We start from the raw sequence: 13,660 nt of genomic DNA, 5'->3' as shown, positions 1-13,660 counted from the left end.
CACCGGCGAAAGGCAGGCGGCCCCGGTCAGGCAACCCCGGTCGAGCCGAAGCCGCCGGCGCCGCGCGTCGTCTCCGATGCCGAGGTCACCTCCACGACGCGCGCCTGGACGACCGGTGCGATCACCACCTGCGCGATCCGCATGCCGCGGGTGATGTCGAACGCCTCCTGCCCGAGATTGACGAGCAGCACCTTCACCTCGCCGCGATAATCGCTGTCGATGGTACCCGGCGTGTTGAGGCAGGTGACGCCGTTCTTGAAGGCCAGCCCCGAACGCGGGCGGATCTGCGCCTCGAAACCCTCCGGGATCTCGAACACGAAGCCGCTCGGGACCAGCGCCCGCTGGCCGGGCTCGAGACGCATCGGCTGGTGCTCGGCGACGGCGGCCCGAAGGTCCATGCCGGCGGCTCCGGCGGTCTCATAGGCAGGCAATGGAATGTCCTCGCCGTGCGGCAGCCGGACGAGATTGAGCTGGGGGCCGATGACATCGCGCATGACGTTTCCTTCTTGCCGGGCGTTCCGCATCCCCAATTGCATATTCGGCCCCAACTCGCTAGATAACCGCCCAACCAAAAGGATTTTCAGCACATGGCCGAAACGCTCGCAGAGGCGGTCTCCCGCCGCCGCACCTTCGCGATCATCGCGCACCCGGACGCCGGTAAGACCACGCTCACCGAAAAGCTGCTGCTGTTCGGTGGCGCGATCCAGCTCGCCGGCGAGGTCAAGGCAAAAAAGGATCGCATCCAGACCCGTTCGGACTGGATGAAGATCGAACGCGAGCGCGGCATCTCGGTCGTCACCTCGGTGATGACCTTCGAATACGAAGGCAATGTCTTCAACATCCTCGATACGCCCGGTCACGAAGACTTCGCCGACGACACCTATCGCACGCTGACGGCCGTCGACGCCGCGGTTATGGTGATCGACGCCGCCAAGGGTATCGAGCCGCGGACGCTGAAGCTGTTCGAAGTCTGCCGCATGCGCGACATCCCGATCATCACTTTCGTCAACAAGATGGACCGCGAGAGCCGCGATCCCTTCGAGATCCTCGACGAGGTCGAAGAGAAGCTGGCGCTGGACACGGCTCCGGTCACCTGGCCGGTCGGCCGCTCGAAGACCTTCGCAGGTTCCTACAACCTCGCCGCCAACACCTTCCGCGGCTCCGACACGCAGGTCGAGCCGCTGCCGGTCAACGGTCCGCAGGCGATCGCCGACCGGCTGCCGGAAAACGAGCGCCCAGCCTTCATCGAGGAGCTCGAGCTCGCCCGCGAGGCATGCCGTCCCTTCGATCGCCAGTCCTTCCTCGAAGGTCATATGACCCCGGTCTTCTTTGGCTCGGCGCTCAAGAACTTCGGCGTGCGCGACCTGATCAATGCGCTCGGCGATTTTGCCCCGCCGCCGCGCGACCAGGTCGCCGACACGCGCACGGTTCATGCCAATGAGGACAAGATGACGGCCTTCGTCTTCAAGATCCAGGCCAACATGGACCCCAACCACCGCGACCGCATCGCCTTTGCTCGCATCTGCTCCGGCAAGCTGGAGCGCGGCATGAAGGTTCGGCTCGCCCGCACCGGCAAGCAGATAGGTCTCACGGCCCCGCAATTCTTCTTTGCCTCGCAGCGCCAGCTCGCCGACACCGCCTTTGCCGGCGACGTTGTCGGCATCCCGAACCACGGAACGCTCCGTATCGGCGACACGCTGACTGAAGGCGAGGCCCTGGTCTTCCAGGGCGTGCCGAACTTCTCGCCCGAGATCCTGCGCCGCGTCCGCCTCGAGGATGCGATGAAGGCCAAGAAGCTGAAGGAAGCGCTCCAGCAGATGGCGGAAGAAGGCGTCGTGCAGCTCTTCTCGCCCGAAGACGGTTCGCCCGCCATCGTCGGCGTGGTCGGCGCCCTGCAGCTAGACGTTCTGAAAGAGCGTCTTTCGGCTGAATACGGCCTGCCGGTGTCGTTCGAGATGTCGCGTTTCTCGGTCTGCCGGTGGATTTCGGCGGAACAGCCGGGCGAGCTCGACAAGTTCATGAACGCACGGCGCGGCGACATCTGCCGCGACCTGGACGGCGATCCGGTCTTCATGGCGCAGGACAGTTTCTCGCTCCGCTACGAAAGCGAGCGCTATCCGGCGATCAAGATGGCTGCAATCAAGGAATATCACGCCATCAAGGCGGCGTGATAGGCAGGACCTGCCGGCGGCGCGCATGCCCGTCGACGTGGTGCAAGATCGCCCTCAGGCACGGCGGACCAGTGTCATGTCGCCGCTCGCGTCGAGCCTGACATCGAGCCCTTCATAGCCCGCGATCGTCGGGTGTCTTGTATCGAGCGGGTGGGCGTGGGTCGCGGTGACGACCATCACGTCGGCACCGGCCGCCTCGGCGGCCAGCACACCGGCCATGACATCTTCGAACACCAGGCAGCGGGCGGGATCGACGCCGAGATGACGGGCGCCGAGCCGGTAGCCGGCCGGATCCGGCTTGCCGATCATCACATCCTCTGCCGTGACGATCTTCGGCGGTTGCGGCAGGCCGGCTGCCTCGATCCGGGCGCGCGCGAGCGCCGTCGGGGCGGAGGTCACGATCGACCAGCGGTCCTTCGGCAATGTGTTGAGGAAATCCACCGCGCCGGGCAGGGCCACGACACCTTCGACATCCTCGATTTCCCCGCGTTCGATGACCAGGGCCTCCGCTTCCGGATCGACACCCGGCAGGTTCAGCCCGCGGATCGTGTCGATCCCCCGCTTGCCATGCATGGTCGGCAGGAAGGCGGCGACGTCGAGGCCGTGCCCTTCCGCCCATCGGCCCCAGACCCGCTCGGCGGCGGCGATCGAGTTGAGCAGCGTACCGTCCATGTCGAACAGGAAACCGGCATGGCTGCGGCCGAAAACGGAGGTCTTGGAGCTCAAGCGTGTGATCCTTGCGGCGAGAGGTGAGGGCAGTTCGACTACCCGTTTTTCGTCGATACCGCAAATCACGCGCATGCGAGGCTTCGGTTGCCGGACGCGTTTTCGGATTGCCCCGAGGACCCTCTGGTCCGGCAGCCGATCCACAGGGAGGTGACAGGCGGGCACGACACGGCTATAACGGCGCCATTGAGAGCCAGGGGCGCTCGTCGCAAGACGGGCTGAGACGTACCCTTAGAACCTGAACCAGATAATGCTGGCGGAGGGAGGCGCTCGGGGCCTTCTCGCCGTTTGTGCGCCGACTGTCCCCTGGCCCTTGCCCCGTCGGAAAAGGGGCAAGATGACCAAGACCGAAACTCCCGGAACCCTGCTGACAGCCATGCGTGGGCAGAGCCCGCTCGTGCAGTGCATCACCAACTATGTGGCGATGAACGTCGCCGCGAATGTCCTGCTCGCGGCAGGGGCCTCTCCTGCAATGGTCCATGCCGAGGAGGAGGCCGGCGAATTCGCCGGGTTTGCCGGTGCGCTCACCGTCAACATCGGAACGCTGTCGCCGGCCTGGATTGCCGGCATGAAGGCGGCCGTCGGCGGCGCCACGGCAGTACACCGTCCCTGGGTGCTCGACCCGGTCGCCCACTTCGCGACGGGTTTCCGGCGCAAGGCTACAGCCGATCTGCTTGCGCTCGGCCCGACCGTGATCCGCGGCAATGCCTCAGAGATCATATCGCTCGCCGGTGGCACAAGCCGCGCCCGCGGTGTCGACAGCCGTGACCCGGTCGAGCGCGCCGAGGAGGCGGCAAGGAGCCTCGCGGCCACGCAATGCTGCATCGTCGCGGTCACGGGAGCGACCGACTTCGTCACGGATGGCGAGCGGGCGGTCCGCATTCACGGTGGGTCTTCGCTGATGCCGCAGGTCACCGCGCTCGGCTGCTCGCTGACCTGCCTTGTCGGCGCCTATGCGGCGATCCGGCCGGAGAGCCCCTTCGATGCGACGGCGGCTGCGCTCGTCCACTTCGCGGTCGCCGGAAAGCGGTCGGCCGAACGGTCGCAGGGACCCGGCAGCTTCGCCATGCACTTCATCGACCAGCTGGCGGCCGTCGATGCCGCCACCCTCGATGAAGAGGGAAAGGTGGTGTGGCTGTGAAACCCTTCGATCTCTCGCTCTATCTCGTGCTCGACCCTGAGCTTTGCCGCCCGCTGGGGATGGTCGAGACCGCGCGCCGCGCGGTGGCGGGTGGCGTGACCATGGTCCAGCTGCGCGACAAGGATGCGACCTTGGCCCGCATGATTGAAATGGGCCGGGCCTTGAAGTCCGTGCTTGCAGGCACGGGCGTGCCCCTGATCGTCAACGACGATGTCGCGGCAGCGGTCGCTATCGGCGCCGATGGCCTGCATGTCGGCCAGGACGACATAGAGGCGAGGGCGGCCCGGCAGTTGATCGGTCCCGACATGATCCTCGGCCTGTCCGTCGAGACCGAGGTTCTGGCGGCGGCGGTCGATCCGGGCGTCGTGGACTATGTCGGGATGGGGCCGGTCTTCGCCACATCCACCAAACCCGGCCACAAGCCCCCTGTCGGCATCGACGGGCTCGCACGAATGCGCGCGGTCACGTGCCTGCCGGCCGTCGCCATCGGCGGGCTAAAGGTGGGCCATGTCGAACCGGTCCTGAAGGCCGGCGCGGATGGCCTCGCGGTTGTTTCCGCCATCTGTGGGCAGCCGGACCCCGGGGCCGCGGCCGCAGAGTTGTCAGAGGCCATTCGAAAGACAAGATCATGATCCGCAACATTCTCTCCATCGCCGGCTCCGACCCCTCCGGCGGCGCCGGCATCCAGGCCGACCTCAAGGCCTTTTCCGCACGCGGCACCTACGGCATGGCGGTGCTCACGGCATTGACCGCCCAGAACACGCAAGGCGTTTCGGCGGTTCATGCGGTGCCGCCCGGCTTCGTCGCCGAGCAGATCCGCATGGTCTTTGCCGATGTCCGCGTCGATGCGGTGAAGATCGGCATGATCGCCAATGCCGAGATCGCGACAGCGGTCGCCGACGCGCTCGCCCCGCATCGCGGCATTCCCGTCGTGCTCGATCCGGTGATGATCGCCAAGGGCGGGGCAAGCCTCCTCGATCCGGCGGCCGTCGGCGCGTTGACGACGCGGCTCCTCCCGCTTGCAACGCTTCTCACGCCCAACCTGCCGGAAGCCGCCGCCCTGCTCGGTGAGCAGGAGCCGATCGATCGGCCGGCCATGGAGGCTCAGGCAAACAGGCTTCGCGCGCTTGGTCCCGCGGTGGTGCTGGTCAAGGGCGGACATCTCGGCGGAGCGGACAGCCCCGACGTCATCGTGTCCGAGAAGGGCACCACCTGGCTCGAGGCGCCCCGCGTGGCGACGAGGAATACCCACGGGACTGGTTGCTCCCTGTCGAGCGCGATCGCCGCCGAACTGGCCGGGGGCGCAAGCCCTGAGGAGGCGGTCGCGGCCGCAAAGGCCTGGCTTGCCCGGTCGATCGACGAGGCAGGCAGGCTGTCCGTCGGCTCGGGCCACGGACCGGTCCATCATTTTCATGCGCTCTGGAACACGAAAGGAACCATCCTGTGAGCTTGCCAATCGATCAACAGACCGTGCTTGTCACCGGCGCCGGTCGCGGCCTCGGCGCCGCGATCGCCGCAGCCTTTGCCCGGGAGGGCGCTGCGGTCGCCGTCAACTACCGCAACAGCCGCGACGAGGCCGAGGCCCTGGCCTCACGGCTCGGTGACAGGGCCGCCGCCTTCCGCGCCGATGTGCGTGATGGCGAGGCCGTCAGCCGGATGATGGCCGATGTAACCACGCGCTTCGGCGCCCCGACGACGATCGTCCACAATGCGCTGGCCGATTTCTCCTTCAACGGCGATGCCCGTTCGAGACTCGAGGCGATGGCGTGGGAGGAGATCGCCGCCCACATGGAGACAGGGGTCAAGGGGGCGCTGAACCTCATCAAGGCCGCAGTGCCCAAGATGCGCGAGCGTGGCTTCGGCCGGATCGTGCTGATCGGCACCAATCTCTTCCAGAACCCGGTCGTGCCCTATCACGACTACACGGCGGCAAAGGCCGCGCTCCTGTCGCTGACCCGCACCGCCGCTGCAGAACTCGGCCCGTCCGGGATCACGGTCAACATGGTCTCGGGCGGATTGCTCAGGACCACCGACGCGAGCCGTGCGACGCCGGACGTCGTCTTCGACCTCATCGCAGGCTCCACACCGCTGCGCCGGGTAACGACGCCCGACGAAATGGCTGATGCCGCGCTGTTCTTCGCAAGCCCCTGGTCGCGGGCGGTGACGGGCCAGAACCTCGTCGTCGATGGCGGGTTGGTCTTCAACTGATCGCAGGGGCATACGGCAGGGGCGGAGAACCGGGTGCAGGCGGACATTTTCGCCGCGACCGAGCCGCCCTGGACCCCCGCTAAGTTTTTCAAAAAATCTTCTGTCGACAAACTGAATGCAAGATGATATCCCATGGTCAATCCCGTTGACGGATCCACTCCGTCAACCCTCAGAGACACCTGCCCAAGGAGACCGACATGAAGGCCCAGATTTTTTCAGGCGTGATTCCCGCGCTCATGACGCCCTGCAATGACGACCGCACACCGGACTTCGACGGACTGGTCCGCAAGGGCAAGGAGCTGATCAGCAAGGGCATGTCCGCGGTCGTCTATTGCGGCTCGATGGGTGATTGGCCGCTGCTTACGGACGAACAGCGCATGGAAGGTGTGGAACGCCTCGTGAAGGCCGGTATTCCGGTCATCGTCGGCACCGGTGCAGTCAACACCGCCTCTGCCGTGGCCCATGCCGCCCATGCCCAGAAAGTTGGCGCGAAGGGCCTGATGGTCATCCCGCGCGTCCTGTCGCGCGGCTCCGTCGTCGCCGCCCAGAAGAACCATTTCAAGGCGATCCTGTCCGCCGCTCCGGATCTTCCGGCGGTCATCTACAACAGCCCGTACTACGGTTTCGCCACCCGCGCCGATCTCTTCTTCGCGTTGCGCGCCGAACATCCCAATCTGGTGGGTTTCAAGGAATTCGGCGGCGCTGCCGACATGCGCTACGCGGCCGAGAACATCACCAGCCGCGATGACGACGTCTCGCTGATGATCGGCGTCGACACCTGCGTCTTCCATGGCTTCGTCAATTGCGGCGCAGTCGGCGCAATCACGGGCATCGGTTGCGTGCTGCCGAAGGAAGTCCTCCATATGTGCAACCTCGCGCAGGCCGCCGCCGCAGGTGACGCGGATGCCCGGACGCGTGCTCTGGAACTTGAGTCGGCCCTGGCCGTGCTCTCGTCCTTCGACGAGGGTCCGGATCTCGTCCTCTTCTTCAAGCACATGATGGTGCTGAAGGGCGACAAGGAGTACACGCTGCACTTCAACGAAACCGATGCGCTGTCCGAAAGCCAGCGTGGTTATGTCGAGACCCAGCTGAAGCTGTTCGACACCTGGTATGCCGAGTGGAGCAAGCTTCCCGGCGCCGTGCAGAAGTACAAGGCGTAAGCTTCAAGTTACGCGCAAAAAAAAGGCCCTCCTTGCGGGGGCCTTTCTTGTTTTGGCGATCATGCCGATCTCGGTGGCGTGACTGCCGTATCGTCAGTGTGTCACGCGACGGCGTCGAGACCCTTGTCGAGCAGGCGGTCCAGATGCTCCATCTCGGCTGCGGTCAGGGTGATCCCATCGGCCTCCGACTTTGCCCGGGCGGCGAAACGGCGCTGCGAGGGCAAGCGCGCGCCGCTGCCGACGATGGCATCGAACAACACCTCTGCGCGGGCAAAGGGATCGCCGGCGCGGCCCTGGGCGAAAGCCTGCGGAGACATGGCGATGATCAGTTCGCCGTGGAACGGCGCGAGCGTCGTCGTTCCGAGATAGTCGAGGACTTCAGGGCTCGTCAGGTCGCCGATCATGATGCCGGCCAGCAGTTCGATCATGGTGCCGATGGCCGCACCCTTGTGGCCGCCGAACGGCAGCATGGCGCCCGCGAGTGCGGCTTCCGGATCGGTCGTCGGATTGCCCTGAGCATCGATCGCCCAGCCTTCCGGCAGGGGCTTGCCCGCCCGGCGATGAAGCTCGATTTCTCCGCGCGCTGCAACGGATGTCGCGAAGTCGAAGACATACGGCGAGGCATCGACGCGCGGCCAGCCGAAGGCAAAGGGATTGGTGCCGAGCAGCGGCGTCTTGCCGCCGGTGGGGGCGACCGTGGCATAGCTTGGGCACATGACGAGACCGGCGAGGCCCTTGCCGGTCACGCCCTCGACTTCCGGCCAGAGGGCGGAAAAATGCGTGCAGTCGTTGATGACCAGTGCCGCGATGCCGAGCTTTCTGGCTCGTTCGGCAAGCGCGGGCAGGCCGAGCTCGAAGGCCGGATTGGCGAAGCCGCCGTCCGCATTGACCTTCACGATCGCGGACCCTTCATTGAGGTCCAGGACAGGGACGGCATCCGGCTTCACCTTGCCCGCCTTGACGGTGCGCAGCGCGCCCTCGATCCGATAGATCCCATGCGATTTGCAGGCATCCCGTTCCCCGGCGACGATGACGCGGGCAAGGGCTTCGAACTGCACGGAATTGAGGCCGGCTTTGCGAAAGATGGCTTCCACGCGGCTCTGCAGGTCGGCGATCTTCAAGGTGGTGGTCGTCACTCTGTGTCTCTCCTGATCCGGTCTGTTATGGTTGTCGATCTATTCTGCATACAGAGAGTATGCAAGCGCTCGACGGTGGTAATATCCCGCGAACCCGGCTGCGGAAAGGGCCTCACGATTTGCTTTCGGGGAATGGCTTGCCGCGCCGGTAGCTCTCGATCCAGGCGCGATAGGCCTCCGCATCGCCGTATTCGAGAAACTTCTCGAAATGCGGATGCGGATCGGCCGCGCGGGTCGCATGCTTGATCGGGCACCAGAAGCGCTCGGTCCGTCCGGCGATCTCCCGCGCATAGGCGATCACGCCGTTGGCATAGCCGCAATAGACGCAGTTGAGCTTTTCCAGGCCGTTCAGATAGGCGAGATGCTGCCGGTCGATGATGACATGGCTGCCGCGCCGCACCCGCTCGATGCCATACACCCTGAAGCAGATGTGCTGGTAGATCGTCACGGAAAGGTCGAGGAAGATCAGCGGAACGATCAAGCCGTAGATGACCGGCGCCGTCAGCAGGTAGGCGAGGTGCCCGCGCGTGACGTAGCGCCAGAGGCCCGTCCGGTATCTGGCCTGCCATTCCCGCATGTCCGCCTCGAAGCGGACCTTGCCCTGCTGCATCTGGTAGCGGAAGCGCTCGCGCTGAACGGCGATGCGCCGGTCCAGCTCTTCCTCGAGTTCCCGGCGAGCGGAGGCGAGCCGCTCCTGAATGTCTTCGAGAACGGTCTTCTCCATGGTGATATTCCTTGTCGCGAAACGCGCCTGTGTGAGTCAGCCGAAATGGGCGGCGTGAATGGGGGCGATGCGCGGATCCTGCCTGACGCGCGCTGCGAGCGCCACGATCTTCGGGCAGTGCGTGGCGAGCCATTCTTGGTCCATCCAGCCGGCCAGCATCCAGAGATAGATGTCCGCCATCGTCATCCGGTCTCCGAGGATGAATGGGCCGGAGATTGCTTCCTCGATAATGGCGTGATGCCGTTTCACATAGGCGTCCGCGCTTGATCTTACGCCTTCGGCGCCCTGCGGGTCGTCCGTGTAGCGGTCGGAATAGGCCTTGCGAAGTTCACCTTCGTAGATGTTGATGGCCATAAAGACGAGCCAGCGGTCGTGTTGGGCGCGGGCCGCCGTTCCCGGTGCTGGCGCAAGCTCGGTCGACGGCAGGGCGTCGGCGAGATGCAGCATCATCGCGGATCCTTCCGTCATAACGGAGCGATCGGGAAGCCGAAGCGCCGGCACCTGCTGCCGCGGATTGATGGCCTTGAAGTCCTCGGTCAGGTGCAGGCCTTCGGCGGTCGTGACCTGTACGATTTCGTATTCGATACCCGACACGGCCAGTGCCGCCTCGACCGAGGCGCTGCCCGAGCCGATGGATCCATAAAGTATGTACATGAATATGTTGCCTCCAGATTTTTGGCGACACTCTATCGCAAGGCGCGGCGATGAAAAGCCGTGTTTCGTCCTGATCCGAAGGAAGCAGAAACGCCGGGCTTTCGCCCGGCGTCGGTGTTGGTGCAGTGATGTCTCTTGTACTAGTGATCGGCCTTGATGAAGGTGCCATTCTGCAGCTCGCGCATGGCCTGCATGAGTTCTTCCCGGGTGTTCATCACGATCGGGCCATGCCAGGCGACCGGTTCCTTGATCGGCTTTCCGGTGACCAGCAGGAAGCGGATGCCTTCGTCACCGGCCTGGACCGTGACTTCGTCGCCCGTGTCGAAAACGACGAGAGTGCGGTTGCCCGACAGGTCGCGGATGTTCAGCTCCTCGCCCTGGTACTCCTTCTCGACCTTGACGCCGAAGGGCTTGGAGGCATCGCGGAAGGTGCCGGAGCCGGCGAAGATGTAGGCGAAGGCCGAGCGGTAGGTGTCGACCGGAAAACTCCGGCGCTTGCCCGGCGGGATCGAGATGTCGAGATAGACCGGTTCGGCGGCGATGCCGTCGACCGGGCCGGACTTGCCCCAGAAGCTTCCCGAAATCACCCGCACGGCGGTGCCGTCGTCATCGACCACCACCGGAATGTCGCCGGACTTGATATCCTGGTAACGCGGCGCAGTCATCTTCAGCGACGAGGGCAGGTTGGCCCACAGCTGGAAGCCGTGCATCTTGCCGGAGAAGTCACCCTTCGGCATCTCCTGGTGCATGATGCCGCTGCCGGCCGTCATCCACTGCAGGTCGCCGGCGCCGAGCAGTCCGTGATTGCCGAGGCTGTCGCCGTGTTCGACCGTTCCGGCCAGAACATAGGTGATCGTCTCGATGCCGCGATGCGGATGCCAGGGGAAGCCGCGGATGTAGTCCTGCGGGTTGTCGTTGCGGAAATCGTCCATCATCAGGAACGGGTCCGTCATCGACGGATCACCGAAACCGAAGACGCGATGCAGTTTGACGCCGGCGCCTTCCATGGCGGGCGTTGCGCGGCTTTCATGCTTGACGGGGCGTATGGACATTGTCGGGCTCCTTTCGAGCAGAACTTGAAGTTGCGCACAATATAGGGGATCCGGCGCGGGGCGTAGAGATTGCCGATGGGAACGCAGTGTTCACAAAAGGCCATGTCGCAGTGCAAAAAGTGATTGCCTCATCCGTCAAAATTCTGTCATCAATGCCGGCATGTTTAGAATTCGTTAGCCATTCGGGCAAACACTGTCCTTTGGACTAACCGGATCGTTTGGGAAAGAGCATGTGTCGTTGGGCTGCCTATCGTGGTGAACCGATCTATCTCGAGGAACTCGTCACTTCGCCTGCACACTCCCTGATCGAGCAGTCGCATTGCGCGACGCGCGCCAAGACGGCGACCAATGCCGACGGTTTCGGCATCGCCTGGTACGGCGATCGTCCCGAGCCCGGTCGGTTCCGCGACGTGCTGCCCGCCTGGTCCGACTGCAACCTCAAGAGCCTCGCCCGCCAGATCAAGTCGCCGCTCTTCCTCGCCCATGTTCGCGCCGCGACCCATGGCTCCACCCGGCGCGACAATTGCCATCCCTTCGTCAACGGCACCTGGTCCTTCATGCACAACGGCCAGATCGATCATTTCGATCGCCTGCGCCGGTCGATGGAATCCATGCTCGACGACGAGCACTTCAACGCCCGTGCGGGCTCGACCGATTCCGAACTGTTGTTCCTTCTCGCTCTCCAGTTCGGCCTGCGCGAAAGGCCGATCGCGGCAATGGCGGAGGCCATCGGCTTCGTCGAGCAGATCAGCCGGCATCTCACCGGTACTGCCCGCGTCCGGTTCACGGCAGCCTTCACCGATGGCCAGACCCTCTATGGTGTCCGCTACGCGACCGATGAACATGCCCCGACCCTCTACGCCGCTCCGATGGGCGGCAAGGGCGGCTACTGTCTGGTGTCCGAGCCTTTGAACGACGAGACCGACTGGGTGGAGATTCCGGCCGGAAGCGCCGTCATCCTCAACGCCAACGGCCTTGATGCGGCTGGCTTCGATCCCGCCTGGGAGCCTGAGCGCGAGACAGCTGAACTGCGCGAGCCGGCGATGGCGCACTGACTTCGAACCAGGTTCAGTCGAGGGTTACGATCCCGAGTTCGGCGCGGCGCTTGCGGGTCAGCCCTTCCGCGACGAGATTGTAGGACCTACGGAGATAGTGGGTGAGTTCGTCTTCCGAAAGCGGCGCGGTTGCCGCGACCGAGATCCACTTGCGCTTGGCGAAATAGGGTGCCTGCCCGATCCCCTCGAGCGCCGTCAGGATCTCGAAGCTCTCCTCCGAACATTTCAGCGTGATGCGTGCTCCGTCGTCGGCGGGGCTGAGCAGGGTGAAAACCTTGTCGCCGACCTTGGCGACGCGCGAGTCCCATTGGTCGACCAGCGAAACGCCGGGCAGGCCAGAGACGAAACCGTCGAATTCGGCGAGGTCGAAAAGGTTCATGGCCGTCAGGCTCCGTTCAGCCTGCCGGCGATCAGGTCAGCGAGCCGGGTCGCGACCTCGTCCTTGGAAAGGTCGGGCCATTCCGCCACACCGGCCTTGGAGATGATCTTCACGCTGTTGCGGGTCCCGCCCATGATGCCTGTCTCAGGCGAGACGTCGTTGGCGACGATGAGGTCGGCGCCCTTGCGCTCGAGCTTGGTGCGGCCATTGTCTTCGACATTCTCGGTTTCCGCGGCGAAACCGACCACGACCGTCGGCCGTTTTTCGTGATGGCCGACCGTCTTCAGGATGTCGGGATTTTCCGTGAGCTGAAGGGGAGCGGGCGCTTCGCCGGGCTTCTTCTTGATCTTCTGTTCCGAGGACGTCGCCACCCGCCAATCGGCGACGGCTGCCACCATCACCGCAATGTCCGCCGGCAGGCGGGATACGACCGCATCCCGCATCTCTTCGGCACGTTCGACATGGACGACCTTCACGCCGGCCGGGTCGGGGATCGTGACGGGACCTGAAACCAGGGTGACGTCGGCACCCAGCCGGGCAAGGGCTGCCGCGATCGCATGTCCCTGGCGCCCCGAAGAGCGGTTGGCGATATAACGCACCGGATCGATCGGCTCATGGGTCGGGCCGGACGTGACGATCGCGGTCCTGCCGGAAAGCGGCCCGGTTGCGCCTTTGGCCTCAACAAGTCGTTCCGCTGCCGCGACGATGTCCAGCGGTTCGGCCATTCGTCCGAGCCCGCTCTCGCCGCTCTCTGCCATTTCACCGGCGGTCGGCCCGACGAAGGAAAGCCCGTCCCGGCGCAGCGTCTCGACGTTGCGGCAAGTTGCCGGATGCGCCCACATCTTCGGGTTCATGGCGGGGGCCACGAGCACCGGCCTGTCGGTCGCCAGGAGTACCGTCGACGCAAGATCGTCGGCAAGGCCGTTCGCCATCTTCGCCATCAGGTCGGCCGTCGCGGGTGCGATCACCACGAGGTCGCAATCGCGGGCAAGCCGGATATGCCCGACATCCTGCTCGTCCTCACGCGAAAAGAGTTCGGTATAGACGTGGCTCGCCGACAGCGCGCCGACGGCAAGCGGCGTCACGAATTCCTGCGCGCCTTGCGTCATGACGGGCCGGACCAGAGCGCCACGTTCCCGCAGGCGCCGGATCAGGTCCAGGCTCTTGTAGGCGGCGATACCACCCGAGATGATGAGAAGAATACGCTTTCCCGGCAGTGTCATGCGACAGGCAACCTCCGTTAAGTCGTGGCGA

The 13,660-nt window shown here is 64.8% G+C and carries 15 protein-coding genes and 1 riboswitch; of the genes, 7 read left to right on the top strand and 8 right to left on the bottom strand.

Annotation, left to right across the window (positions count from 1 at the left end; translation table 11 throughout):
* Positions 1 to 26: 26 nt before the first annotated feature.
* Complete coding sequence (dut, locus tag HHL25_RS13465; RefSeq protein WP_169591612.1) at positions 27 to 494, bottom strand: dUTP diphosphatase; 468 nt, start codon at positions 492 to 494, stop codon at positions 27 to 29.
* Between the two features lie 93 nt (positions 495 to 587).
* On the opposite strand from dut, the gene HHL25_RS13460 reads away from it, so the two are divergent.
* Positions 588 to 2,171 carry a peptide chain release factor 3 gene (locus tag HHL25_RS13460; protein ID WP_169591608.1) on the top strand — a complete coding sequence of 528 codons (1,584 nt, stop codon included), beginning with the start codon at positions 588 to 590 and terminating at the stop codon, positions 2,169 to 2,171.
* A 54-nt stretch (positions 2,172 to 2,225) separates the two neighbouring features.
* Here the strand turns inward: HHL25_RS13460 and HHL25_RS13455 are convergent, their stop codons facing one another.
* Positions 2,226 to 2,897, bottom strand: coding sequence for an HAD-IA family hydrolase (locus HHL25_RS13455; protein WP_390624509.1), 672 nt, complete (start codon positions 2,895 to 2,897; stop codon positions 2,226 to 2,228).
* Between the two features lie 185 nt (positions 2,898 to 3,082).
* Positions 3,083 to 3,179: riboswitch (TPP riboswitch) on the top strand.
* 55 nt (positions 3,180 to 3,234) lie between these two features.
* Here HHL25_RS13455 and thiM point away from each other — a divergent pair.
* The 5 genes from thiM (at position 3,235) to HHL25_RS13430 (ending at position 7,406) form a co-directional block, all read left to right on the top strand.
* Positions 3,235 to 4,038: a hydroxyethylthiazole kinase gene (thiM, locus tag HHL25_RS13450; protein ID WP_169591600.1), complete on the top strand. Its 804-nt coding sequence runs from the start codon at positions 3,235 to 3,237 to the stop codon at positions 4,036 to 4,038.
* The gene (gene thiE / locus HHL25_RS13445; RefSeq protein ID WP_169592900.1) at positions 4,035 to 4,670 is read left to right on the top strand and encodes a thiamine phosphate synthase; all 636 of its coding nucleotides are present in this window, start codon (positions 4,035 to 4,037) and stop codon (positions 4,668 to 4,670) included. The genes thiM and thiE overlap by 4 nt, the downstream gene beginning before the upstream one ends.
* The gene (gene thiD / locus HHL25_RS13440) at positions 4,667 to 5,485 is read left to right on the top strand and encodes a bifunctional hydroxymethylpyrimidine kinase/phosphomethylpyrimidine kinase (RefSeq protein ID WP_169591595.1); all 819 of its coding nucleotides are present in this window, start codon (positions 4,667 to 4,669) and stop codon (positions 5,483 to 5,485) included. The genes thiE and thiD overlap by 4 nt, the downstream gene beginning before the upstream one ends.
* Positions 5,482 to 6,246: a 3-oxoacyl-ACP reductase gene (locus HHL25_RS13435; RefSeq protein ID WP_169591592.1), complete on the top strand. Its 765-nt coding sequence runs from the start codon at positions 5,482 to 5,484 to the stop codon at positions 6,244 to 6,246. Before thiD ends, HHL25_RS13435 begins: the two co-directional genes overlap by 4 nt.
* Before the next feature lie 197 nt (positions 6,247 to 6,443).
* Positions 6,444 to 7,406, top strand: coding sequence for a dihydrodipicolinate synthase family protein (locus HHL25_RS13430; protein WP_169591588.1), 963 nt, complete (start codon positions 6,444 to 6,446; stop codon positions 7,404 to 7,406).
* Between the two features lie 101 nt (positions 7,407 to 7,507).
* On the opposite strand, the gene HHL25_RS13425 is transcribed toward HHL25_RS13430, so the two are convergent.
* The 4 genes from HHL25_RS13425 to HHL25_RS13410 all read right to left on the bottom strand — a co-directional run bounded on the left by HHL25_RS13425 (position 7,508) and on the right by HHL25_RS13410 (position 10,972).
* Entirely contained in the window at positions 7,508 to 8,542 is a 1,035-nt protein-coding gene (locus tag HHL25_RS13425; protein WP_169591583.1) for an Ldh family oxidoreductase, read from the bottom strand.
* Between the two features lie 112 nt (positions 8,543 to 8,654).
* The gene (locus HHL25_RS13420) at positions 8,655 to 9,266 is read right to left on the bottom strand and encodes a hypothetical protein (protein WP_169591579.1); all 612 of its coding nucleotides are present in this window, start codon (positions 9,264 to 9,266) and stop codon (positions 8,655 to 8,657) included.
* Between the two features lie 36 nt (positions 9,267 to 9,302).
* Entirely contained in the window at positions 9,303 to 9,920 is a 618-nt protein-coding gene (locus HHL25_RS13415) for a glutathione S-transferase family protein (protein ID WP_169591575.1), read from the bottom strand.
* Between the two features lie 140 nt (positions 9,921 to 10,060).
* Positions 10,061 to 10,972: a pirin family protein gene (locus HHL25_RS13410; protein WP_169591571.1), complete on the bottom strand. Its 912-nt coding sequence runs from the start codon at positions 10,970 to 10,972 to the stop codon at positions 10,061 to 10,063.
* A 230-nt stretch (positions 10,973 to 11,202) separates the two neighbouring features.
* Here HHL25_RS13410 and HHL25_RS13405 point away from each other — a divergent pair, with 230 nt between their 5' ends.
* Positions 11,203 to 12,027, top strand: a complete 825-nt coding sequence (locus tag HHL25_RS13405) for a class II glutamine amidotransferase (RefSeq protein WP_169591566.1) — start codon at positions 11,203 to 11,205, stop codon at positions 12,025 to 12,027.
* Between the two features lie 13 nt (positions 12,028 to 12,040).
* Here HHL25_RS13405 and HHL25_RS13400 read toward each other — a convergent pair whose 3' ends face one another.
* Entirely contained in the window at positions 12,041 to 12,406 is a 366-nt protein-coding gene (locus HHL25_RS13400; RefSeq protein WP_169591563.1) for an MmcQ/YjbR family DNA-binding protein, read from the bottom strand.
* 5 nt (positions 12,407 to 12,411) lie between these two features.
* Positions 12,412 to 13,629 (bottom strand): bifunctional phosphopantothenoylcysteine decarboxylase/phosphopantothenate--cysteine ligase CoaBC, encoded by a 1,218-nt coding sequence (gene coaBC / locus HHL25_RS13395; protein WP_169591559.1) that lies wholly within the window; start codon positions 13,627 to 13,629, stop codon positions 12,412 to 12,414.
* Positions 13,630 to 13,660 lie beyond the last annotated feature (31 nt).

Origin of the sequence: Rhizobium terricola, from assembly GCF_012927355.1 — a bacterium.
GTDB lineage: Bacteria > Pseudomonadota > Alphaproteobacteria > Rhizobiales > Rhizobiaceae > Allorhizobium > Allorhizobium terricola.
Note: the sequence above shows the minus strand (reverse complement) of the source record. Positions and strands in the feature narration are given on the sequence as shown.